We start from the raw sequence: 22,450 nt of genomic DNA, 5'->3' as shown, positions 1-22,450 counted from the left end.
TGCGCCCTCGTCGGCCTGCCGCCCGAGATGCGCGGAGCCCCGCTGTCGTGAGACTGGATCCCATGGCAGAGAAACAGCGCACCCGCGCCGGGCACGCAAAGAAGGCGACAGCTTCGCGCCCCTCGTCCCGGCGAGGCCCCGAGCATGCCGCCCGTGTTGCCTGTCAGAGCCTGGAACGGCTCATCGGCCATCCCTCGGAGGGGGTGTCCGCGGTGCGGCGGAGCGAGGACGGATGGTGCGTCGTGGTCGATGTGCTGGAAGTCGAGCGCATCCCCGACACGACGAGTCTGCTCGCCTCCTACGAGGTGCAGCTGGACGAGGACGGCGAGCTCCTGGAGTACAGCAGGGTCCGCCGGTACCGACGGGGCGCCGCCGACGAGTGACCCGTGTTGCCCCATCAGCCGGAAGGAAACTCCATGACCACCATGTACGCCGACGAAGTAGCGCCGTGCCCGCCGCGTGCCGGAACCCTCTACGACGTTCTGGAACTCATCCTCGACCGGGGGATGGTCATCGATGTGTTCGTCCGGGTCTCGCTGGTCGGCATCGAGATCCTCAAGATAGACGCACGCATCGTGATCGCGAGCGTGGACACGTATCTGCGCTTCGCCGAGGCGTGCAACCGCCTTGACCTGGAGCGCGACTCGGGCAGCAGGACCGTCCCGGAGCTGTTCGGCATGGGTGCGGCCAAGTCCGTCGGCAAGCGGAAGGTACGCAAGGCCGCGGAGTCCGTCGGAGACAGCGTCCGCAAGGCGGTGGGCGGCGGTGACGACGACGATGACGAGCAGGAAGAGCAGCAGGAGCGGCCCAGGAAGCGCCGGGCGCCCGCACGTAGCGGGAGCCAACGACGACGCGCGGAGGCATGAACGTGACACCGACCGGCGTGTACGTCTACGCAATCGTCCCGACGGGCGTATCGCTCCCGCGCAAGGCCGTCGGTGTGGGGAGTCCGCCGGCCGCGCTGCGGCTCATCGGTGAAGGCCCGGTCACCGCTGTGGTGAGCGATGCTCCGCCGCAGCTCCGCGCGCGACGGCGGGACCTCATGGCCCACCAGGACCTGTTGATGGGCCTTGCTGACATCGGCCCCGTGCTCCCCATGCGCTTCGGAATGGTCGCGGCGGACGAGGATACGGTGCGCAGAGAACTGGGCGCATCACGGGAAGCCCATCTCGCCTCCCTGCGCCACCTCACCGACGGTGTCGAGATCAACCTCAAGGCCCTTCCGGCGCAGGACGCACTCGCGGCGGTCGTGGCCGAGGAGAACCAGGTACGGCGGCTCCGGGAGGAAGTGCGGCGGCGCCCCGGCTACGAGGCGAGTGTCCGGCTGGGGGAGGCCATTGCCATCGCCCTGTCGCGCAGGGCTGCGGACGCAGGCAAGAAGATCGTGCGCACGCTGACGCCCATGGCCCGGGCGGTGGCAGCAGGGCCGGAGGTCCACGGATGCGCGTTGAACGTTTCGTTCCTCATTGACCGGAGCGACAGCGACCGCTTCCGGGCGGAGGCGCAGAAATTCGCGGACACCCACCGTGCGCTCGTCGATCTCCGGGTCGCGGGACCACTGCCCTGCTACAGCTTCGTCTCCTCCCAGCCGGCCCGCACACCGGTGGCGGGGCGCTGAGATGGGGCTGATCAGCGGGATTCTCCTGCTCCCTCTCGCACCGGTCCGCGGAGTGATCTGGGTGGCGGAGAAGGTGAACGAACAAGCCGACCGCGAGATGCACGACCCCGGTGTGCTCCGTGCCCAACTGGCCGCGCTGAACCAGGAGCTCGAGGACGGCAACGTCAGCCTGCAGGAGTTCGAACGGGAAGAGGAAGAGCTGCTCGAACGGCTGCACGTCGCTCGGGCCCGCTCCGTGCAGAACGATCGAAGGTGACTGACTCATGGAAGACCAGACCAAGGTGACTCTGGCGGCCGCGGTGGTCGGCGGATATGTGCTCGGCCGTACGAAGAAGGGCCGTCTGGCGATCACCATCGCGACCTACCTGGCGGGCAGGCGGTTCGGTCTGGAACCACGCCAGCTCGCCGCCGAAGGGATGCGCAGGCTGGGGGAGGTGCCTCAATTCGCCGAACTGCAGGAGCAGTTGAAGGGTGAGGTCCTCGAGTCGGGCCGAAAGGCCCTGACAGCCGCAGCGGACCGAGGCATGAACACGCTCGCTGATGCGCTCAGCGACCGTACGGCCCGGCTCACGGACCAGGGCGAGGAGGAGGAAGAGGAGGAGTACGAGGAGGAAGAGCCCGAGGCGGAGTACGAGGACGAAGAGGAAGAGCCCGAGGCGGAGTACGAGGACGAAGAGGAAGAACCCGAGGGGGAGTACGAGGACGAAGACGAAGAACCCGAGGGGGAGTACGAGGACGAGGAAGAGGAGTTCGAGGAGGAGCCGGACGAGGACGAGTACGAGGACGAGGAAGCCGAAGAAGAGGACGAAGAGGAGCCGCAGCCGAGCAGGTCCCGCGGCTCGAGGCGGCCGTCGAAGCAGGCTCCAGCAAAGAAGTCGGCGGCGAAGAAGGCTCCGGCAAAGAGAGCTCCGGAAAAGAAGGCTCCCGCCAAGCGGACGCCTGCGAAGAAGGCGGCTCCTGCGAAGAAGGCCGCTGCGAAGAAGACGTCCCCGGCGAAGAAGAGCGCTGAGAAGAAGACCGCCCCGGCGAAGAAGGCCGCTCCGGCGAAGAAGTCCGCAGCGAGGAAGTCGGCTCCGGCGAAGAAGGCAGCCGCGAAGAAGACGTCCCCGGCGAAGAAGTCCGCTGCGGGGTCGAAGGCTGCGAAGAAGTCGACTCCCGCCAAGAAGTCGGCAGCTGCCAAGAAGTCCACGGCCAAGAAGTCGGCACCCGCCAAGAAGTCCACGGCCAAGAGGGCCCCGGCCAAGAAGGCCACGTCATCAAAGCGAGCCGCGTCCAAGCGCACCGAACGGCGGAGGTAGCCAGTCATGGCCAGGACGGACAGAGACGAGCCGGAGGCCGAGGAGTCGGGCATGGACCGGCTTCGCGGAGAGGCGTCGAACTTTCTCAGCGCGCAGGTGGAGAAACTTGCGGAGAAGGCCGGCGGAAAACTGACCGACGTCACGGGGAAGCTCACGGACGTTGCGGAGAACGGGGGTTCGCTCCCCGCGATCGGCTCCCGTGTCCTGCAGGGCGAATCACCGGTGAAGGCGTTCGTATCGGAAAAGGCCAAAGGCGTCAAGGACAACGTCGTGGACAAGGCCAAGCAAGCCTTCGGCGGAGGAAAGAGCAAGCGCAAGTCCAGCGGCAGCAAGATCACGAGCATCATCGAGGTCCTCGATGTGGGTGTGTCCCTGCGGGACGCGTATGACTACTGGACGCAGTACGACAAGTTCAGCAGCTTCGCCAAGGGCGTGCGCGACGTCTCGACGAGTGACGAGGTGACCAGCGACTGGAAGGTCAAGGTCGGCCCGTCCTCCCGCAGCTTCAAGGCGACCGTCCAGGAGCAGGTGCCGGACGAGCGGATCGTCTGGACCTCCGAAGGCGCGAAGGGCACCACCCGTGGCGCTGTCAGCTTCCACGAAATCGCTCCGAAGCTGACACGGATCGTCCTGGTGGTGGAGTACTACCCCTCCGGGTTCTTCGAGAAGACGGGCAACCTGTGGCGCGCCCAGGGGCGCCGTATGAGGCTGGACTTCAAGCACTTCCAGCGGTACGTCACGCTCACCGAGGAAGAGCCCGAGGGCTGGCGTGGCGAGATCCGCGACGGCGAAGTGGTGGAGAGCCACGAGGACGCCTTGGAACGAGAGGAAGAGGAGTCCGAGGAGGAAGAGCCCGAGGAGGGCGACGAAGAGGAAGGCGAGGACGAGGAGGAAGAGCCCGAGGAGGGCGACGAAGAGGAGGACGAGGAGCCCGAGGACGAGGAGTACGACGACGAGGGCGACGGGGAGTGGGAGGAGGAAGAGGAGCCCGAGGAGGAGGACGAGGAGCCCGAGGAAGAAGAGGAAGAGGAGCCTGAGGAGGAGCCCGAGGAGGAGGCCCCCGCGCCCAAGAAGCGCCGAAACCGGAGGCGCAGCCGTGACTGACACGGACCTTGTGCAGAACGGATACCAAGTCCCCGGACCTCAGACGACCAACCTCGCCGACATCCTCGAACGCGTTCTCGACAAGGGCATCGTCATCGCCGGCGACATCAAGATCGACCTGCTCGACATCGAACTGCTCACCATCCGGCTCCGTCTGTTCGTGGCGTCCGTGGACACCGCGAAGAAGGCCGGCATCGACTGGTGGGAGACGGATCCGGCACTGAGCTCGCACGCCGCCCGCAATGCGCTCCAGGACGAGAACCGCGAACTCCGCGAACGCCTGGAGGCATTCGAGTCGAAGGCGGACGAACTACCGGCGGGGCACGACGCAGCGGCCAGGCACTGAGCAAGGAGAACCGAGTCACATGACGGAGTCGGGAGCCGAATCTTCGGACGGCAACGCCATCTACGTATTCGCTGTGTGCGCGGCCCCGGTTCGGGCCGCGGTCGCGGATCTGCCGGGCGTCGCCGCGGACGCGCCGGTACGGACCCTGCCGTTCGGGGAGCTGACGGCCGTGGTCCAGACCGTTCGCGCGGCCGATTTCGCCGACGAAGCCTGGCAGGCCCGCCTGTCCGACACGATCGAGCTCGAACGCTACGCGCGGGCGCACCACCACGTCGTGACGGCCGCCGCGGCAGCCTGCCCCACCGTTCCGCTGCCGCTGGCCACCCTCTACCACGACGAGGAGCGGGCCGGGCTGGCGCTCACCGGTGAGGCCGGGCGCTTCCGTGCCGCGCTCGCCCGAACCGCGGACCACTCGGAATGGGGGGTCAAGGTCTACGCGGCGGAACGTCCCGCGCAGGACACGGAACGCCCCGCGGAGAAGGTGAGCAGCGCTTCTTCCCGGCCGGCCGGGCCCGCCGACCGGGCCAGGCCGGCTCCAGGAGCCGGCCTGGCCTATCTGGACCGCAAACGAGGAATGCAGGCCCGGCGCGAACAGCGACAGGAAGAGGCTCTCCGCATGGCGGAAACGGTGGACGCGGAATTCCAGAAGGTGGCGGCGGCTGCCCGCAGGCTGCGGCCGCACAGCCCCGAACTGGCCGGCGATCACCGGGTCCAGGTGCTCAACGCGACGTATCTGGTCGCGGAACGCCGGACGGGCGAGCTGGAGACGCTGGCGAGGACGCTCCAGGACAGCACCGGCGCGCGGATCGAGCTGTCGGGGCCCTGGGTTCCCTACTCCTTCGTCGGCGAGGTGTAGCGGATGGCGCACGATGTCGTGCCCTGGAACAATCCCGAGCCGCTGACCGGCCCCATCGGTGTACCGCTCGTCGACCTGCTGGACCGGTTGCTGGCGACCGGTGTGGTGATCAGTGGAGACCTGGTGATCGCGATCGCGGACGTGCCGCTCGTACGGCTGTCGCTCCATGCCCTGCTGTCGTCCGTCAACGAGCGGATCCCGTCTCCATGGGCCGACGGAGGTCCGCTGTGACCGCCTCACGGGTCGACGTGGATTCGGAACAGCTCGGGCACGACCTCGTCGCTCTCGTGCTGACCGTGGTGGAACTGCTGAGGCAGCTGATGGAGCGCCAGGCCATTCGCCGCATCGATCAGGGGGACCTCACCGATCAGCAGGTCGACGAGATCGGTACCACGCTCATGCTGCTCGACCAGCGCATGAACGAACTGTGCGAGCAGCACGGCGTGCGGCCCGAGGACCTCAACCTCGACCTGGGGCCACTGGGAACGCTTCTGCCGCGTGGCTGACGGGATCGGCCCCGGCGCATCGGAGTGAGAGCTTGTGGTGGGCAATGCACGTGCTCCAGGCATATGCACGCAAGTGCTTCTACTTCGAGGTGAAAGCCGCACGATCGGAGGAAGCGATGATCATCATTGGAGCAATTCTCCTCATCCTCGGCCTGGCGACCGGGCTGGGCGTCCTGTGGACCATCGGCATCATCCTGCTGGTCATCGGGCTCGCTCTGTGGCTCCTGGGGGCCGTGGGTCACGCGGTCGGCGGCCGCAAGCACTATTGGTGAGCTCCCGGCCGAGTGCCCCGCCTGGTTTGAACCACGAGCGGCCGGGCAAAGCCCAAGTGGCGCGGGAGCGCTCCCACGCCGGTGAATCCCCCCACTCCCGAAGGTGGAGATCGAGCATGAATTGTCATGATCACTTCAAGTTAGGCGCCTGGGTGCTTCGCCTGGGCGGCGTGTTCGTTGCCGCGTTGCTGTGTCTGCTCCCGTGGACCGGGACGGCGAACGCCCACGGTTCCGTGATCGACCCGGCTTCCCGCAACTACGGTTGCTGGCTGCGCTGGGGCAGTGACTTCCAGAACCCCGCCATGGCGCAGGAAGACCCCATGTGCTGGCAGGCGTGGCAGGCCGACCCGAACGCCATGTGGAACTGGAACGGGCTGTACCGCAACGGCTCGGGCGGCAACTTCCCGGCAGCGGTGCCCGACGGCCAGCTGTGCAGCGGCGGCCGGACCGAGAGCGGCCGCTACAACTCTCTGGACACGGTGGGTGCCTGGAAGACCACGAACATCGGCGGCAACTTCACCGTGAAGCTGTACGACCAGGCCAGCCACGGCGCCGACTACTTCAAGGTCTACGTCACCGAACAGGGCTTCGACCCTGCCGCCCAGCCGCTGACCTGGGGCGACCTCCAGCTGGTCGCGGAGACCGGCAGCTACGGCCCCAGCCAGAACTACGAGATCCCGGTGAGCACCTCCGGCCTCAGCGGCCGGCACGTGGTCTACACGATCTGGCAGGCCTCACACATGGACCAGACGTACTTCCTGTGCAGCGACGTGAACTTCGTCTGACGCACACCTGTCCCGCCGGATCCCCCTGTCCGGTGGGACCTCGCGCGCGGATCCCGCCGGCCGGCGGGATCCGCGACGCCTGTCGCCCACCGCTGCGAGGGGCCCGCCGGGCTCGATTGGCGAGGAACGCCCGTTCGGCCTACGGTCGATGGGTGAACGTTTCCGTTCACTAATCGCCCGAACAGGGCGCGTACCGCTCGAAACGCAGAACTGCTATGACGGACTCACCGGCGAATACCTCGACACTTGCCGAATCCCCGGAGCGGGGCCGCGGCAAGGGGATGGCGCTGTTCGTCATCGCCTCGTGCCAGCTGATGGTGGTTCTCGACATCACCATCGTCAACATCGCACTTCCGCACATCCAGACCTCGCTGGGCTTCTCGACCGAGAGCCTGTCCTGGGTCATCAACGCCTACACGCTGACCTTCGGCGGACTGCTGCTGCTCGGCGGTCGGCTGGGCGACATCCTCGGACGCCGGAGAGTCTTCATCTTCGGCGTCCTTCTCTTCGTGTTCGCCTCGCTGCTGGGCGGACTCTCCCAGGATTCCTGGCAGTTGCTCGCAGCCCGTGCGCTGCAGGGCGTCGGCGGTGCGATCGCCTCCCCGACCGCGCTCTCGCTCATCACCACGACCTTCCGCGAAGGACCCGAGCGGAACAGGGCGTTCGGTGTGTTCGCCGCGGTCTCCGCGGGCGGCAGCGCGATCGGGCTGCTGGCGGGCGGGATCCTGGTGGAGTGGCTCGACTGGCGATGGGTCTTCTTCGTGAATGTGCCCATCGGCCTGCTGATCGCCCTTGCGACGCCCCGCTACATCAGGGAGTCCGAACGCCATCCGGGTCACTTCGACGTCCTCGGTGCGCTCACTTCCACCATCGGAATGGTGCTCCTCGTCTACGGTTTCATCCGCGCCTCGGAGGACGGCTGGAGCGACAGCCTGACCATCGGTTCGTTCCTCGCGGCTCTGGTGTTCCTCGGTCTGTTCCTTGCCGTCGAGAGCCGGTCGAAGCAGCCCATCACCCCCTTGAAGATGTTCCGCGACCGCAATCGCGCCGGCACCTACGGAATGATGCTGAGCCTGGCGGCGGCGATGTTCGGCATGTTCTTCTTCCTTACGCTCTTCGTGCAGAACATCCTGGACTTCAGTCCGCTGCAGGCGGGGCTCGCCTTCCTCCCCATCAGCGTGGTCATCGCCATCAGCGCGGGGATCGCCTCGCAGCTGCTGCCCAAGTGGGGGCCGAAGCCCTTCATGGTGGTGGGCGCCATCCTGGCGGCTCTGGGACTCGGCTGGCTCACGTTCACCGACATCCACAGCAGTTACCTGGGGAGCATCCTCGGCCCGATGCTGGTCTTCGGCTTCGGTATGGGTATGCAGTTCGTGTCGCTGACGCTGATGGCCGTCTCCGGAGTGGCGCCGCGCGAGGCGGGAGCGGCGTCCGGCGTCCTCAACGCCACCCAGCAGGTGGGCGGTTCCCTGGGGCTGTCCATTCTGGTCACGGTCTTCGGTACGGCCAGTCGCAACGAGGCCACCGATCAGGTGCCGAGCTTCCTGGCCGAGTCGACTCCGGCCCAGCAGCTGGAGTTCCGCAGGACGGGCGAACTCCCGGCCCCCTGGGGCAACGAGGTGCTGGCTTCAGGAGTCTCCAGCGCGTTCGTCGTCGCTGCCGTCATGGCCGTCGTCGCCGCACTGATCGCCCTGTTCGTCATCCAGGTCCGTGCGTCCGACCTGGAACGCCTGCGCGGCGGCGCGATGATGCCGGGTGCCGAGCTGGGTGGCGAGGAGGCTCCGGGGGAAGGCCGGCCGGACAGTGCTACGGGCGCTCCCGCCCCGGTACGGAATAGGGGCGGGGACGGAGACGCGGCCACGGACCGGGACCCGGGCGGCTGAGGCACGGCTGAGCAGGTGTGACCCCGCCGGCGGGCCCGGTGGGGTCACAGCAGGTTGACGAGCCGTATGTAGCGCACCCAGTCCCAGTTGACGCCCGGGTCGGTGTGGTCGCTGCCCGGGACCTCGTGGTGACCGATGATGTGCGCACGGTCCTTGGTCATCCCGTAGCGGTCGCAGATGTTCGCAGTGAGCCGGGCCGACTGCTCGTACATGGCATGTGTGAAGTACGCAGGCTGATCCACCCAGCCCTCGTGCTCGATGCCGATGCTGCGGGTGTTGCGGTCCCAGTTCCCCGCGTGCCAGGCGATGTCCTTCTCGCGTACGCACTGGGCCACGTATCCGTCCCCCGAGCGCACCACGTAGTGGGCCGAGACCTTCTTGGCCGGATTCTGGAAGATGCCGATGGTGTCGGCGAAGGTCTCCTGGGCGACATGGATGACGACGAAGTCGACGGGGTACGCCGAAGGCCGGCTCGACGCCGTGTAGTTGGAAGAGGAAGCCGGAGCCCAGTGGGCCGACGGGTAGTCCGTGTCGCCGGTGGGGGCGGCTGCTGCTCTCACCGATGCCGGTAAGAGGGCCGCGGCGGCTGTGACGGCTGCACTCTGGAGAATCCTTCTGCGGCGCATCGACACTCCTGTCCGGGAGACGTCCGTAGTCCGTGACGGGCCGTCCGATGTACGGCAGAGTAACCGGCCGACTCACCGTAGGGCTCCGATACGGACGAAGGAAGAGGGCGACATCCCGTGAACGGGCGGACACGGCTCACGCACGCGAAAAGGCACCGGACGCAGCCCGTCGTGGGACCGACGGCTGCGCCCGGTGGTGGTGTGTCGTGCGGGATCAACCGGTCAGCGGCCGGGGCAGCTTGAGCAGGGTCACCGAGGTCTCGATGCCGCTGTCCACCAGTCGGCCGTTCGCGTCGAAGGCCTCCGCGCCGTCCGTCATCCCGAAGTCGTTGTCGTTGATGAGCGCCAGGGTGTCGCGGCCCGTGACCGCCACCCCCTCGATCTTGCCGGGCACGCCCGCGACCGTGCCGAGGTCGACGACCAGGCTCTTGCGCAGCACCCGCACCCCGGATGCGGAGGGATCGTCGAGCTCCTCGTACGCGGGCGAGGTCGCCGGGTCGTCCCACACCGAGCCCAGGATGCCGGAACCGTCGGGCAGCGTCACCCTGTGCAGCCGGGCCGACCTGTCGGTGCGCTCCTCCACCAGCAGGCTGTCGCGGCCGATCGCGACGACCGAGGAGATCTTCAGCTCGGACGTGTCGTCCTCGCCCGGGTCGACGACCTCGACCGGGTCGAAGCGGTAGGCGTACTCCGCCGTCACCTTCTGCTTCTTCGTCGAGAAGCGAAGGAACCGCACGTTGCGGGAAGCCTCGCCCGCGTCCTCGTCCGGAAGCGAGAGCGGGCTCTGTACGGCGAGCACCAGGTCCCCGCCGGGCAGCAGCGCCAGGCCCTCGAAACCGCGGTTGATCTTGCGGTGCAGCAGCACGCCGGGCAGCGCCTCGACGACGCGGTAGTCCGCGCCCTCGAGCCGCAGGCCCCGCGGTACGTAACGCGTCAGGACACGGCCGCGCGAGGAGACATGGACGAGCGACGGACCGTACTCGTCGACCAGCCAGAACGAACCGTCCGCGGCACGGACGATGCCCTCCGTGTCCAGCCCGTTCGGGTTGTACGCGAGCGGTGTCTGCGCGTCGAAGGTGTACGGGGCCTCGTCGCGGCTCGCCTGGTTCGCCAGACCCGTCACCGCGTTGCCGGAACGCGTCGTCAGCGGCAAGGAGTCCAGCACCTCGATCCGCTTGCCGTCGACGCGGATCCTGACGATCGCGGGGTCGAAGCCCGGAACGGGGAAGGTGCGCCGCTTCTGCCCGTCGACCTTGATCTGACCGTTAGGACCGCGGTCCGTCACCGTCCAGAACTCGCCCCTGCGGCCAGTGGGGAAGAGGTCGCTGCCGATGCCGCCCAGCATCACGTCCCGGTCGTCGGAGACCGTACCCGGCAGGAGGCCGTTACTGAACGCGGCCAGCGGTACATCGCCGAGCACCGCACTGCCGGTGACCCGCGCCGTGCGCTCGGGGCGGCCACCGGGCCCGTGGCCGTCCTGCGAACCGGCCGCGGTCGCCGCGACACAGACCGTGGACAGCAGGGCGAGCGGCAGCCCGACAGCAAGGGAACGACGGACAACGCGCGCGGACATGGGGCCTCCTGGTGACACTGACGCTCGGTCGGTCGTCAGGCTCCGCCCCCACGCTCAACGCCCGGTGACATCGAGTTGAACGTGGGGACAGCAGGTGAGGAACGCGACGGCCGCTCAGGCGTCGGACAGGGCCCCGGCCAGCGCGCCCGCCGGATCGTCGTCCGCCGGCCCGGCCGGAAGCCACCGGCCCCGCTCCTTGCGGTACGGCCACCAGCGCCCGTCACGCCCGTACCGCAACTGCGCACCGGAGGCCGTCGCGGTCCAGCGGTTGTTCGCGGCGCGCAGCTGCGGGCCCTCGCCCTCCTCCCACGCGGCCGCCAGCTGCGCACGGGCCCGCACGAGCTCCTCCGGGCCCGGCAGCCACTCCTCGTCGAACACCGCCAGCGCGGCCGGCCCGCCGTACCGCCAGGCCCGCACAGCGGCGTCGAGGTCCGCCCGCTGCCGTCCCGAAGCAGAGGCGAGGCGGGCGGACACCTGCTCGTCCGGCCGGGTGCCGGCAGCCAGCCGGACCGCGTCCTGTCCCGGCGTCAGCCCGATTGCCACGGGCTGCCGTTCATGACCCTCGGACAGGGCGTCCGCCAGCATCGCGAAGGCCCGTACGGCGCTGTCCGCCGCCAGTACCTCCAGAGCGGCGGGATCGACGCCCGGCACCGGATCCGTCTCCGAGTCCAGCGACGGCGGCAGACCCGGTTCCGCAGGCAGCGGCGGGGGAGGGGGCAGGGGCGGCAGGATGTCCCGCGCGGCGAACGCCTCGTCGGCCCGGACGCCGCGTGGGAGACCCTGACCCGCCAGGGAGTCCGGCTCCGGATCCGCACCGTCCGCCTCGTGGACCGCACGCGCGGTGCTGCGCACCTGGAGCTCGTCGAGCAGCCGCCGTTCGTCACGTCCCCGCAGCAGCAGCAGTACGAACGGGTCCTGGTCCAGGAGCCGCGCCACCTGGTAGCACAGGGCTCCCGTGTGCGGACAGTGGTCCCACGCCTCGCAACTGCACTCGGGCTCCAGGTCGCCGATCCCCGGCAGCAGCTCGACCCCGGCCGCCGCCGCGTCCTCCACCAGATGAGGGGGCATCTCACGGTCCAGCAGCGCGGCGATGTGCCCGGACCGCTCCGACGCCATGTCCAGGAAGCGGTCCCACTCCGCCTCGGTCAGTTGCTGGAGGAGCACATCACTCCGGTACGCGGTCGAGTCGCGGTCCTGTACGACCGCGGTGATCCGGCCAGGCCGGACGGAGACCGCGCCGACCCTGCCCTCGCGGGCCAGTCTGCGGCCCTTCTTGAGCTGTTGACCGTCGAGCGCGGTGTCCTCCAGCGCCTTCAGCCACGCCTGTCCCCACCAGGACGACGCGAATCCCCTGCCGTGTGCGGGCGGGAGGGCCGCAAACGTACGCTCCGGTCCGTCAACGTCGTTCATCGTGCGCCCCCTCGGAGCTCGACCAGGTCGGCCAGTTCGGCATCGGTCAGTTCCGTCAGCGCCGCCTCGCCCCCGCCGAGGACGGCATCCGCCAGCTTCTGCTTGCGGACCAGCATGTCGGCGATCCGGTCCTCGATGGTTCCCTCGGCGATCAGCCGGTGCACCTGCACCGGCTGGGTCTGCCCGATCCGGTACGCACGGTCGGTGGCCTGCGCCTCCACGGCCGGATTCCACCAGCGGTCGAAGTGCACCACGTGCCCGGCCCGGGTGAGGTTGAGCCCCGTACCCGCCGCCTTGAGCGACAGCAGGAACACCGGGGCACCGCCCGCCTGGAACCGGTTCACCATGGCCTCCCGCGCGGCGACGGGCGTGCCACCGTGCAGGAACTGGGTGGGCACCCCGCGGGCGGCCAGATGCTGTTCGAGCAGCCGCGCCATCTGCACGTACTGGGTGAACACCAGCACGCTCGCCCCCTCGGCCAGAATCGTGTCGAGCAGCTCGTCCAGCAGTTCCACCTTGCCCGAACGGTCCGCGATCCGGGGCTGCTCCTCCTTGAGGTACTGCGCCGGGTGGTTGCAGATCTGCTTGAGCGCCGTCAGCAGTTTCATGACGAGTCCGCGGCGCGCGAAGCCGTCGGCGCCGGAGATCTCGGCGAGGGTCTCCCGCACCACCGCCTCGTACAGACCGGTCTGTTCCGCCGTCAGTGACACCGCGCGGTCGGTCTCCGTCTTCGGCGGCAGCTCCGGGGCGATACCCGGGTCGGACTTGCGGCGCCGCAGGAGGAACGGACGCACCAGCGCCGCCAGCCGCTCGCCGGCCGCAGGGTCGTTGCCGCCCTCGACCACGCCCGCGTACCGGGTACGGAACGTACCGAGCCTGCCCAGCAGCCCGGGCGTCGTCCAGTCGAGGATGGCCCACAACTCGGAGAGGTTGTTCTCGACCGGGGTACCGGTGAGCGCGACGCGGGCTCCGGCACCGATCGTCCGCAGCTGCTTGGCCGTTGCCGAGTGCGGATTCTTCACGTGCTGGGCCTCGTCGGCGACGACCATGCCCCACGACACCTGAGCGAGCCGTGCCGCGTCGAGGCGCATCGTGCCGTACGTGGTGAGGACGAACTCGCCGTCCGCCAGGCCCTCCAGGGAACGCGCCGCGCCGTGGAAGCGGCGCACCGGCGTGCCCGGGGCGAACTTCTCGATCTCCCTCTGCCAGTTGCCCATCAGGGAGGTCGGGCACACCACGAGGGTCGGCCCGGCGGCACGCTCGATGCCCTGCCGGTGCAGATGCAGAGCGATCAGGGTGATGGTCTTGCCGAGCCCCATGTCGTCGGCGAGACAACCGCCGAGGCCGAGCGACGTCATGGTGTGCAGCCAGTTCAGGCCGCGCAGCTGGTAGTCACGCAGGTTCGCGGCGAGGGCCGCCGGCTGACCGACCGTCTGCAGGTCCCGCGACTCCGGGTCGGCGAGCCGCGCACGCAGGTCCTCGAACCAGCCCGTCGCCGAAACCTGCACCTGTCGTCCGCCGATGTCGGCGGTCCCGGTCAGCACGGCGCCGAGGGCGTCGATGGGCGTGACCTTGCGGTCCTGCGCCTCCCGGGCGCGCCGGGCCTCCTCAGGGTCGATGAGGACCCACTGGTCGCGCAGCCTGACCAGGGGCCTGCCCGCCTCGGCGAGCCGGTCGAGCTCCTCGCGGCTCAACTTCCGGTCCCCGAGTGCGAACCGCCAGTCGAACGCGAGCAGCGCGTCGGCGGACATGAGCGAGGGTGTGTCCGTTTCGGTCCTCGCGGGGCGGCCGGCCCCACCCTCCTCGTCGTCCTGGCCGAACGTGCCCGAGGGGCCGATCACCGCGCGTGCGGTGAGCTTCCTGGCGAGCTCCTTGGGCCAGTGCACCTGAACTCCCGTCGCGGCGAGGGCACGGGCCGCGGGTCCCAGCAGCTCCGCGATCTCCTCGTCGGCCGGCTCGACCACGTCCGGCACGGCGGCCGACAGCAGCGGTGTCAGTGGGGGCCAGGCGCGGGCGGCGCGGCGCAGTGCCAACAAGGCGTCCATGCGGGCCCGGGGGCCGAACAACGAGGCGCCGGGGGAGCGTGCTGCCCACACGTCGGCCGCGTCGGCGACCAGGGCGGGATCCTGGACGCTGTGGATCTGCAGGACCGCACGGAACGAGGGCCGTGCGTCCGTACCGTCCGCCGTGTCGGCCGCCCCGGTGAGCCCCAGCACCTCGATGCGCAGCGAGAGCCGGACCCCCGCGTCGTGCCCGGCGGCCACATCGGCCGCCCACGGCCGCAGCCCGGGCAGGTGCTGGGCGGCCGTGGCCGCGAACGCGGGCCCGCCCGTGAGGAGTTCGGCGGCCGGGGTGCGGGGCAGTCCGTCGGCGACGGCATCGAGGAACGAGCGCAGCAGCGGCTCGGGCTCGGCGAGCATGACCGGATCCGCTGCCGCGTCGAGCGGAACCGCGTGGGCGGTGGGAGGCATGGAAGCCGCCAGGACCCTGATCCGGTCCAGGTCGTCGGCGGTCAGCGGGCCGGCGCGCCACGCGTCGTTGTCGCCAGGGCTCAGTCCCGGCAGGAGCAGCCCGCGCGCGACGAGTTGAAGAGCGAGCATCGCGGCGGCGCCCCAGAACGCCGTCGCGGCCGAGGCGTGCGTGCTCGCGCGCGCCCGTGTGAGAACGGGCAGCGCGTCGCGTACCGGCACGGCCAACGCCTGCACGGTGCAGGGGCGGGCGTCGCTGCCGACGACCGTCAGCTCCGTCGAACTCCCTGGACCACCGGGAGGGGTGCTACCGTCCGGGTTCCAGAACGCGATCAGGCCGGTACGGGCCGGATCTGCGGGGAGGAAGACTGCGGAGCAGCGGGACAGTTCAACGATCTCGTCATGTGTTGTTGCCGCAGGGAGCCTGTGCACAGCGATGTCAGATTCCTCAAATTTGACTAGTGAGCCCGGGGTCGCCGAGGGTACTCCATCCACGGCCCGTTCCGGGAGAAATGCACAGTGAGCCACCTCACTCATTTCTGCCTTCTGAGGCTTGAGGTGCAGCCGGCACCACCACGGGGGGAGGGGGCTGGCCCCCGTATTTCCCGGGTGGTGACGCCATGGCAGCCGCAGGCCCGCCATCCGTACGTTTGACGAGGTCAGCGTAGATGCCCAGAAACCGGAGACGTCATGCCCCAGGCGGTAGCCACCGTTGCGCAGCACACCCGTGACGGATCGGAGGGCCCGGGAGCTCCCCAGGCCTCCGGCAGTGATTTCGCACCGCTCCTGAAGGCCGTGAAGAGCCAGGGACTCCTGGAGCGCCGCACCGGCTGGTACGCGGCGGGCATCGCCGCCAACCTGGTCGCCCTCGGGGGTGTCATCACCGGCATGGTGTTCCTCGGAGACACCTGGTGGACCCTCTTCCTCGCCCTTCCGCTGGCCATCCTGTGGACCCGTACCGCCTTCTTCGGGCACGACGCCGGCCACGCGCAGATATCCGGGAACCGCAAGGCGAGCCGCAGCGTCGGGCTGATCCACGCCAACCTGCTCCTCGGCATGAACGAGGCCTGGTGGAACGACAAGCACGTCCGCCACCACGCCAACCCCAACCACATCGACAAGGACCCCGACGTCGGGGTCGGCGCCCTGGTGTGGACGCAGAAGCAGGCGGCACAGCGCGAGGGCTTCGCCCGCTGGCTCACCCGTAACCAGGCGCGGCTCTTCTTCCCGATGCTGCTCCTCGAGGGCATCGCCCTCAAGATCTACGGCTTCCAGTTCCTGCGGCGCCAGCCCGTCCGAGAGCGCGCACTCTCCGGTCTGCTGCTGGCCGGCCACCTCGCGCTGTACGCGACGCTGCTGCTCACCACGATGTCGCTGGGCAAGGCCGTCGTCTTCGCCCTCGTGCACCACGCACTCTTCGGCCTCCACCTGGGCATGGCCTTCGCGCCGAACCACAAGGGCATGGAGATGCCCGACCCGGACGGCGACCGCTGGGGCCACCTGCAGCGCCAGGTCCTCACCTCGCGCAACGTCCGCGGCGCCGTCCTCACCGACTGGTTCCTCGGCGGCCTGAACTACCAGATCGAGCACCACCTCTTCCCGAGCATGCCCCGCCCCCACCTGCGCCTGGCGCAGCCGCTGGTCAGGGCCCACTGCCGGGAGATCGGGATGCCGTACGCGGAGACCGGTCTCATCGAGTCCTACCGCCAGGCCCTGGAGCACATGCACGAGGTCGGCGAACCGCTGCGCTAGACGGGAGCGGCCTGCTGGAACCGATGGGCGGTCGCAGGCGTTCTCACACCAGGAGCGGCTCCGGCCGCGGAGGAGGCATGGATCATGTCGAACGGTGCAAAGATCGCCATCGGGGGAGTGGTCGCGGCAGTCATCCTGATTCCGTTCATCGGATTCTGGTGGTCACTGCTGGTCCTCATCGGGGTGCCCACGGTGGGCTACCTGATGCTCGATCCGGCCCAGCGGCGCAGGCTCCGCAGGATCAGCCGCAAGGAGATAGGGCGCTGAACAGCACAGTCGTGGCCGTCAGCAGCAACGGCGTGTACTCGTTCACCAAACCGAACCGGGGCAGCGTCACGCTGCTGGCCGGGCTCGGCGTGGAGGGCGATGTCCACGCCGGAGTCACGGTCAAACACCGCTCGCGAGTGGCACAGGACCCGACGCAGCCCAACCTGCGTCAGGTACACCTGATCCATGAGGAGCTGTTCGCCGAGCTGCGGGATGCGGGATTCGACGTCGCGCCCGGTGACCTGGGAGAGAACGTCACCACCGGTGGCATCGACCTCCTCGCCCTCCCGGCGGGCACGCTGCTCCACCTCGGCGACGAGGCCGTCGTCGAGGTGACGGGCCTGCGTAATCCGTGCCTCCAGATCGACCACTTCCAGGACGGTCTGCTCAAGCAGGTCGTCGGGAGGGACGAGGACGGCGGCATCGTCCGGAAGGCCGGGATCATGGGCATCGTCAGGGTCGGCGGAGTCGTGCGGCCCGGCGACCCCGTCAGGACCGAGCTGCCCGCCGAGCCGCACCGTCCGCTGGAGCGGGTCTAGGGCCTCTCGTCCGGCCCGCTCGGGTAGCTGGTCCGCGGGTCGCCTGCTCCCGCAGGCCGGCCCGTGGCTTCCCGTCGGCCCGTAGCGGACCCGGGGCTCAGACCGGCCGGACGGCCAACTCGTCCAGTGACTTCAGCAGCCCCGGCAGTTCGGGGCCGCGGCCGACCGGGAGGACCTCGCCCGGCTCCTCGTCCAGCAGGATGAAAGCGATGTCGTCGGTTCTGGCGACCAGGGACCAGCCGGGGCCGTCGACGCGCAGCATGCGGGCCCCGCCGGGGGCGAACGCGGAGCGTATCCGGCCGGGCGGGGGCGGGACCGTGACGTAGGCGAGAGCCTCTGCGAGCGCCCGGCGAACGCCGGGGTGCTGCCGGGAGCCGCTGCCTTCCGCGGCCTCCCCGGCGTCCCCCTGTCCGCCCTCCGATGCCTGTGCCGCCGGAGCCTGCCCGTCCTCCGACGCGTTCCCGTCTGCCGAGGGCTGTCCGTTCTTCGGCGCCTTTCCGTCGGGCCTGCTGAACGTGGTGTCGTCGTCGATCTGCTCGCGCCAGGCGGCCCACTGCAGGGCGATCTCGTCCGCGCCGAGACGCCGCTGGGCCGCTCCCCACACCTCGGTGTCCGGCGGTGTCAGGGGTGCCGGGTCGGTTCCCTCGGCGGACGGGTCCGGCAGCGGGTCGTGCGGCTCGGGAACGCCGGGCGCCGCGACCGCCAGGGCCAGCGGCCAGCCCGGCAGTGCGCACACGACCGAGCGGTCGTCGGGGGAGAGGTCGTACTCCATGCCGCAGTCCCAGGAGGCGATGGCGACCGCCACCAGGGACACATCGTCGACGACGACCGTCCAGCGGGCGCCGCCGCCGTCCTGGCCGAGCACCAGACCGTAGCCCTCGGCGTACGGTTCGAGGCCCAGCGCGCCGCACGCGGCCACGTAGTCGTCGCCGAGCACGCTCGGGAACTGCGCGGGGGTCAGCAGTACCGCGGTCAGCACAAACAGTGCGTCGTCGTCGGCGACCGCCTCGTCGGTCCCGGCCACAGCACCCTCCTCTTTCCTCACAGCTTCGTCCGTCGGCGCACCTTAACTACTCGGTAACCCTGCCGTCGAGGCCCTGACAAGGGATATCGCCCGGTGACAGGCGGTCTCGGCAGCCCGCTGCGGCAGGCCGGAGCACCCCTCGCACCGTGGTGCCCGTCCGCCCGGCCCGCGTAGGCTTGTGCCTCCGGCCGACGAGGGGACAGCCAGGGTGAAGCGGTTCGAACGGCTCAGGCAGATCCAGCGTCTCGACCCGGAGCGGGACTTCCTCGAGATCTACCGGCTCACCGTGACGTACGAATTCCCTTGGGACATCACCCGCGCACTCGAACTCGCCCTGTACCGCACCTACGCCGTCCCCAGCATCGGGCGACTCCTCGCGGAGACAGGGGAACTGACGGAACGTTCACAGAAGCGGTACGACGACACCGCACTTCTCCTCGACTCCGTCGTGGAGCACGGCTTCGACAGCGAGGAAGGCCGCACGGCGGTCCGGCGGATCAACCGGATGCACCGCAGCTACGACATCAGCGACGACGACATGCGCTACGTGCTGTGCACCTTCGTGGTCACCCCGAAGCGCTGGCTCGACACCTACGGCTGGCGCAGGCTGTCCGACCACGAGCTGCGCGCCATCGCGGTCTACTACCGCACTCTCGGCACGCACCTGGGCATCAGGGACGTGCCGCAGACGTACGAGGACTTCGAGCGCACCCTCGACGCCTACGAGGAGGAGCACTTCGGCTGGGACGAGGGCGCACGCTCGGTCTCCGACGCGACGCTGGCTCTCATGGGCTCCTGGTACCCGCGCCCGCTCGCACCCGTCGTGCGCAAGGCGGCGCTGGCCCTCCTCGACGATGCGCTGCTGCGCACGTTCCGCTACGAACGCCCCGGTCCCGTCGCCCGGGGACTGACCCGCGGAGCGCTGCGCCTGAGGGCCCGAGCCGTACGGCTCCTGCCGCCCCGCTCCACCGCGCACTACGCCCGTCAGAACCCCGAGATCAAGGGCTATCCGAACGGGTACGAGGTCGCCGGGCTCGGGACGTTCCCCACTCCGGGCGTCCGCGGGTGCCCGGTCCCGCACGGGCGGCCCTCAGACACTCCGGTCGAGTGAGCCGAGGGTGGCGCGGAGCCACCTCAGCTCGGCCTCACTGGTCGCCCGGGCGATCGTGAGGATGCCCCGGCGGAACGGATCGTCCAGTTCCTCGGCGCGCAGCGGCCGGTCCCCGGCGTAGAAGAAGCTCGCGGGCTCCTCGAGGAAGGCCAGTCGCTGCCGGAGCACGTCGGCCTGGGCCGACGGGTCCGGCAGATGACGCAGGAACGCCAGGAGCGTGAACCAGCGGTTCTCGTCGGTGATGTCCCCTCTGGCGGGTTCCGCCAGACGGTGCCGCAGCTCCGTTCTGCCCGCCTCGGTCAGCGTCAGGACGTGACGGGGCGCGGCCGTGCTGCCCGGCTGCGTCTCCCGGGCCAGCAGCCCCGCCTTCTCCAGCCGCTTGATGGCCGGGTACAGCGTGCTTTCCGCGACCGGCCTCACATGTCCGGTCAGGGCCGTGATGCGTTTGCGCAGTTCGTAGCCGTGCAGGGGGGTGTCGTACAGGAATCCGAGGATGGAGAGCTCCAGCATGCCCGCATTCTGCCTCATGCACGCGGTACATCGTTGCGGTGATACATCGGCAACGATGTATGCTCCTGCTCGAAGCGGGACGTCGGCGAGTGGGGGAGTGGACCTGTGTACGAGGCGAAGTTCGACCAGCGGGGCAGTGTCGTCCGGTGGACCGAGTCGGGCGGGACGCCCGAAGGCGCCGGCGCGGCCTCGGTGTACGTGCACGGGCTCGGAGCGATGTCCTCCGTCTACCACGCGCACCTCGCGGCCGCCCCGGCGCTGTCCGGCCGCCGTTCACTCCTCGTCGACCTTCCCGGGCACGGCATCAGTGACCGGCCCCAGGACTTCGGCTACACGCTGGAGGACCACGCGGACGCGCTCGCCGCCGCGCTCGACGGAGCCGGGGTGCGCGGCGCGGACCTCATCGGCCACAGCATGGGCGGCGCGGTCGCGATCGTCCTCGCGCACCGGCGTCCGGAACTGGTCCGGCGTCTGGTCCTCACCGAGGCCAACCTCGACCCGTACCCGCCGGTCACCGCGGGGAGCAGCGGCATCGCCGGACTGTCGGAGGAGGAGTTCGTCCACGGCGGGGGCTTCGCCCGGGTGCTGGCGCGGGTGGGGCCTGCCTGGGCCGCGACCATGCGGCTCGCCGACCCGCTCGCCCTGCACCGCACGGCGACCGGCCTGGCGCGCGGCACCGACCCGACGATGCGCCGGATGCTGATGGAGTCGCCGGCCGAGCGTGTGTACCTGCAGGGCGCGCTGAGTGGTGAACTCCCGGGAAGGGAGGCGCTGATGGCCGCCGGCGTACGGGTGGAGACCGTCCCGGAGGCGGGACACGTCCTCATGTTCGACCGCCCGGACGCGCTGGTGCGGGCCGTCGCCGAGCGCCCCGCGTGACGCGCGGACGCTCAGCGCGCGCGTACGGCGAGAACCAGGAAGCGGTCGTCCTCGTCGGTGTACGAGTCCAGCACCCAACCCGCGTGCGCAAGCAGGGGAACGAGACGCGGCTCCGCCCGTAGATCGTCGTCGGAGACGCTGCGGCCGTGCCGCGCCGCCAGCGCGGCCCGGCCGATCGGATGGAACAGGGCCAGTCGGCCACCGGGGCGCACGACGCGTGCCAGCTCGCCCAGCCCCGGCTCGGGATGCGTGAGATGGGAGATCAGGCCGGCCGCGAACACCGCGTCGAGCGTTCCGTCGCGCAACGGCAGCCGCGCCGCATCGGCCACGAGCAGGGCGCCGCTGCCGGCCCGCCCCGCCCGTGCCGCCGCATCCAGCATGGCGGGTGTGAGGTCGGCGCCGAGCACCGTGCCGCCGGGTCCCACCGCGTCCCGCAGGTGCGGCAACGCGCGCCCCGTACCGCAGCCCGCGTCGAGAACGGCGTCGCCGGGGCGAAGTCCCAGTGCGCCGACGGCGGCGGCGTACGCGGGCCCGTCATCGGGGAACCGTTTGTCCCAGTCCGCCGCTCGGACCGAGAAGAAGTCCTGGACATGTGTGTGGTCGTCGGCCATACAGACATGATCGCGTAGTCCGTATCCGAGCGAAACGGCACGGAGCGGTGCGCATGTTCGAACCTGCCCTGATCGTTCGGGAACATCTCTCTGTCATATTTCAGCAGCTTTCGAAATGCGCCCCTGGCATGCGCCCCTGAGCGGGCTAGCGTCCCCGATTCATGGGACACCTGGACCACGCCACCTTCGGCTGGCTGACACCCGCGCTGTCGTACGCGATGGCATCGATCGGCGCCGCACTCGGGCTCCGCTGCACCGTGCGCGCGCTCGCCACCAGCGGCCGTTCGCGCCGCAACTGGCTGTTCACCGCCGCATCCGCCATCGGTACGGGCATCTGGACGATGCACTTCGTCGCCATGCTCGGCTTCGGCGTCACCGGTACCGACATCCGCTACAACGTTCCGCTCACGCTGCTCAGCCTGCTGGTCGCCATGGTGGTGGTCGGGGCCGGAGTCTTCGTGGTCGGCTACAGCCGTGACCGCTCGCGTGCGCTCCTCATCGGCGGCCTCACGACCGGGCTCGGGGTCGCCAGCATGCACTACCTCGGCATGGCCGCCCTGAGGCTGCACGGCACCGTCGCGTACGACCCGCTGCTCGTGGCGCTCTCGGTGACGATCGCCGTCGTCGCCGCGACAGCGGCCCTCTGGGCGGCACTGAACATCAGGACGCCGGGGGCCGTGGCCCTCGCGTCCCTCGTCATGGGTGCGGCAGTCAGCAGCATGCACTACACCGGAATGCTGGCCGTCGGGGTCCGGGTCGCGCCGTCGGGATCCGAGCTTCCCGGAGCGACCGTGATGCAGTTCATCTTCCCGCTCGCCGTCGGCCTGGGCTCGTACCTCTTCCTCACCTCGGCGTTCGTCGCACTCTCACCGGCGGCCCGCGAGCGCGTGGAGGACGCCGCCGAACGGGCCCCGGCTGCAGTGGCGCCCTGACGCCGGGGCGGCTGCAACGCCGCCCCGGCGACCGGACGGCGCGGAATTCCGCCGTACACAGCACTCGGGGCACTGAGCTC

At 69.8% G+C, this 22,450-nt stretch carries 26 protein-coding genes; 19 read left to right on the top strand and 7 right to left on the bottom strand.

From position 1 onward, the window contains the following. Positions 1–62: 62 nt before the first annotated feature. From ACFQ6X_RS27620 to ACFQ6X_RS27560, 13 genes are all read left to right on the top strand, one after another. Complete coding sequence (locus tag ACFQ6X_RS27620) at positions 63–383, top strand: gas vesicle protein (protein ID WP_383185221.1); 321 nt, start codon at positions 63–65, stop codon at positions 381–383. 33 nt (positions 384–416) lie between these two features. Further along, positions 417–866 (top strand): gas vesicle protein GvpJ, encoded by a 450-nt coding sequence (gene gvpJ, locus ACFQ6X_RS27615; RefSeq protein WP_383185219.1) that lies wholly within the window; start codon positions 417–419, stop codon positions 864–866. Positions 867–868: 2 nt separating this feature from the next. Beyond that, on the top strand, positions 869–1,618 hold the full coding sequence (locus ACFQ6X_RS27610) for a GvpL/GvpF family gas vesicle protein (protein ID WP_383185303.1): 750 nt from the start codon (positions 869–871) through the stop codon (positions 1,616–1,618). 1 nt (position 1,619) lies between these two features. Beyond that, positions 1,620–1,874, top strand: a complete 255-nt coding sequence (locus ACFQ6X_RS27605) for a gas vesicle protein GvpG (protein ID WP_383185217.1) — start codon at positions 1,620–1,622, stop codon at positions 1,872–1,874. Positions 1,875–1,881: 7 nt separating this feature from the next. After that, complete coding sequence (locus tag ACFQ6X_RS27600) at positions 1,882–2,916, top strand: histone protein (RefSeq protein WP_383185215.1); 1,035 nt, start codon at positions 1,882–1,884, stop codon at positions 2,914–2,916. A 6-nt stretch (positions 2,917–2,922) separates the two neighbouring features. After that, positions 2,923–4,020: an SRPBCC family protein gene (locus ACFQ6X_RS27595; protein WP_383185213.1), complete on the top strand. Its 1,098-nt coding sequence runs from the start codon at positions 2,923–2,925 to the stop codon at positions 4,018–4,020. Next, on the top strand, positions 4,013–4,366 hold the full coding sequence (locus ACFQ6X_RS27590; RefSeq protein WP_383185211.1) for a gas vesicle protein: 354 nt from the start codon (positions 4,013–4,015) through the stop codon (positions 4,364–4,366). Before ACFQ6X_RS27595 ends, ACFQ6X_RS27590 begins: the two co-directional genes overlap by 8 nt. A gap of 19 nt (positions 4,367–4,385) precedes the next feature. Continuing rightward, positions 4,386–5,222: a GvpL/GvpF family gas vesicle protein gene (locus tag ACFQ6X_RS27585; protein WP_383185209.1), complete on the top strand. Its 837-nt coding sequence runs from the start codon at positions 4,386–4,388 to the stop codon at positions 5,220–5,222. A 3-nt stretch (positions 5,223–5,225) separates the two neighbouring features. Continuing rightward, positions 5,226–5,453, top strand: a complete 228-nt coding sequence (locus ACFQ6X_RS27580) for a gas vesicle protein (protein WP_383185207.1) — start codon at positions 5,226–5,228, stop codon at positions 5,451–5,453. Continuing rightward, positions 5,450–5,728: a gas vesicle protein K gene (locus tag ACFQ6X_RS27575; protein WP_383185205.1), complete on the top strand. Its 279-nt coding sequence runs from the start codon at positions 5,450–5,452 to the stop codon at positions 5,726–5,728. Before ACFQ6X_RS27580 ends, ACFQ6X_RS27575 begins: the two co-directional genes overlap by 4 nt. A 116-nt stretch (positions 5,729–5,844) precedes the next feature. Continuing rightward, entirely contained in the window at positions 5,845–6,000 is a 156-nt protein-coding gene (locus ACFQ6X_RS27570) for a DUF6131 family protein (RefSeq protein ID WP_383185301.1), read from the top strand. 116 nt (positions 6,001–6,116) lie between these two features. Then, complete coding sequence (locus ACFQ6X_RS27565; RefSeq protein ID WP_383185204.1) at positions 6,117–6,785, top strand: lytic polysaccharide monooxygenase; 669 nt, start codon at positions 6,117–6,119, stop codon at positions 6,783–6,785. Positions 6,786–7,000: 215 nt separating this feature from the next. Next, positions 7,001–8,668: an MFS transporter gene (locus tag ACFQ6X_RS27560; RefSeq protein ID WP_383185202.1), complete on the top strand. Its 1,668-nt coding sequence runs from the start codon at positions 7,001–7,003 to the stop codon at positions 8,666–8,668. A 44-nt stretch (positions 8,669–8,712) separates the two neighbouring features. Here the strand turns inward: ACFQ6X_RS27560 and ACFQ6X_RS27555 are convergent, their stop codons facing one another. The 4 genes from ACFQ6X_RS27555 to ACFQ6X_RS27540 all read right to left on the bottom strand — a co-directional run bounded on the left by ACFQ6X_RS27555 (position 8,713) and on the right by ACFQ6X_RS27540 (position 15,177). Next, positions 8,713–9,294, bottom strand: a complete 582-nt coding sequence (locus ACFQ6X_RS27555; RefSeq protein ID WP_383185200.1) for an N-acetylmuramoyl-L-alanine amidase — start codon at positions 9,292–9,294, stop codon at positions 8,713–8,715. Between the two features lie 214 nt (positions 9,295–9,508). Next, positions 9,509–10,867 (bottom strand): esterase-like activity of phytase family protein, encoded by a 1,359-nt coding sequence (locus ACFQ6X_RS27550; RefSeq protein ID WP_383185198.1) that lies wholly within the window; start codon positions 10,865–10,867, stop codon positions 9,509–9,511. 114 nt (positions 10,868–10,981) lie between these two features. Then, a complete protein-coding gene (locus ACFQ6X_RS27545; protein ID WP_383185197.1) occupies positions 10,982–12,277 on the bottom strand; it encodes an SWF or SNF family helicase in 1,296 nt (431 codons plus the stop codon). Then, entirely contained in the window at positions 12,274–15,177 is a 2,904-nt protein-coding gene (locus ACFQ6X_RS27540) for a DEAD/DEAH box helicase (RefSeq protein ID WP_383185195.1), read from the bottom strand. The genes ACFQ6X_RS27545 and ACFQ6X_RS27540 overlap by 4 nt, the downstream gene beginning before the upstream one ends. A gap of 258 nt (positions 15,178–15,435) precedes the next feature. Between ACFQ6X_RS27540 and ACFQ6X_RS27535 the strand changes: the two genes are divergently transcribed. From ACFQ6X_RS27535 to ACFQ6X_RS27525, 3 genes are all read left to right on the top strand, one after another. After that, positions 15,436–16,497 (top strand): fatty acid desaturase family protein, encoded by a 1,062-nt coding sequence (locus ACFQ6X_RS27535; RefSeq protein ID WP_383185194.1) that lies wholly within the window; start codon positions 15,436–15,438, stop codon positions 16,495–16,497. 84 nt (positions 16,498–16,581) lie between these two features. Beyond that, on the top strand, positions 16,582–16,764 hold the full coding sequence (locus ACFQ6X_RS27530; protein WP_329204354.1) for a hypothetical protein: 183 nt from the start codon (positions 16,582–16,584) through the stop codon (positions 16,762–16,764). After that, positions 16,761–17,303 (top strand): MOSC domain-containing protein, encoded by a 543-nt coding sequence (locus ACFQ6X_RS27525; protein WP_383185299.1) that lies wholly within the window; start codon positions 16,761–16,763, stop codon positions 17,301–17,303. The genes ACFQ6X_RS27530 and ACFQ6X_RS27525 overlap by 4 nt, the downstream gene beginning before the upstream one ends. Positions 17,304–17,400: 97 nt before the next feature. Here ACFQ6X_RS27525 and ACFQ6X_RS27520 read toward each other — a convergent pair whose 3' ends face one another. Beyond that, a complete protein-coding gene (locus tag ACFQ6X_RS27520; RefSeq protein WP_383185192.1) occupies positions 17,401–18,327 on the bottom strand; it encodes a hypothetical protein in 927 nt (308 codons plus the stop codon). A gap of 208 nt (positions 18,328–18,535) precedes the next feature. On the opposite strand from ACFQ6X_RS27520, the gene ACFQ6X_RS27515 reads away from it, so the two are divergent. Beyond that, complete coding sequence (locus ACFQ6X_RS27515) at positions 18,536–19,438, top strand: oxygenase MpaB family protein (protein WP_383185190.1); 903 nt, start codon at positions 18,536–18,538, stop codon at positions 19,436–19,438. Here the strand turns inward: ACFQ6X_RS27515 and ACFQ6X_RS27510 are convergent. Then, the gene (locus ACFQ6X_RS27510) at positions 19,418–19,948 is read right to left on the bottom strand and encodes a PadR family transcriptional regulator (protein ID WP_383185188.1); all 531 of its coding nucleotides are present in this window, start codon (positions 19,946–19,948) and stop codon (positions 19,418–19,420) included. The two genes, ACFQ6X_RS27515 and ACFQ6X_RS27510, sit on opposite strands and share 21 nt — an antisense overlap. A gap of 105 nt (positions 19,949–20,053) precedes the next feature. Here ACFQ6X_RS27510 and ACFQ6X_RS27505 point away from each other — a divergent pair, with 105 nt between their 5' ends. Beyond that, positions 20,054–20,827, top strand: coding sequence for an alpha/beta fold hydrolase (locus ACFQ6X_RS27505; RefSeq protein ID WP_383185187.1), 774 nt, complete (start codon positions 20,054–20,056; stop codon positions 20,825–20,827). An 11-nt stretch (positions 20,828–20,838) separates the two neighbouring features. Here the strand turns inward: ACFQ6X_RS27505 and ACFQ6X_RS27500 are convergent, their stop codons facing one another. Next, positions 20,839–21,438 carry a class I SAM-dependent methyltransferase gene (locus ACFQ6X_RS27500; RefSeq protein WP_383185185.1) on the bottom strand — a complete coding sequence of 200 codons (600 nt, stop codon included), beginning with the start codon at positions 21,436–21,438 and terminating at the stop codon, positions 20,839–20,841. Between the two features lie 161 nt (positions 21,439–21,599). On the opposite strand from ACFQ6X_RS27500, the gene ACFQ6X_RS27495 reads away from it, so the two are divergent. Then, positions 21,600–22,370 carry an MHYT domain-containing protein gene (locus ACFQ6X_RS27495; protein ID WP_383185184.1) on the top strand — a complete coding sequence of 257 codons (771 nt, stop codon included), beginning with the start codon at positions 21,600–21,602 and terminating at the stop codon, positions 22,368–22,370. The last annotated feature ends 80 nt before the right edge of the window (positions 22,371–22,450 follow it).

This window comes from Streptomyces sp. NPDC056452 (assembly GCF_042796085.1).
In the GTDB taxonomy this organism is placed as follows: domain Bacteria; phylum Actinomycetota; class Actinomycetes; order Streptomycetales; family Streptomycetaceae; genus Streptomyces.
This window is presented reverse-complemented; position numbering and strand designations above follow the sequence as displayed.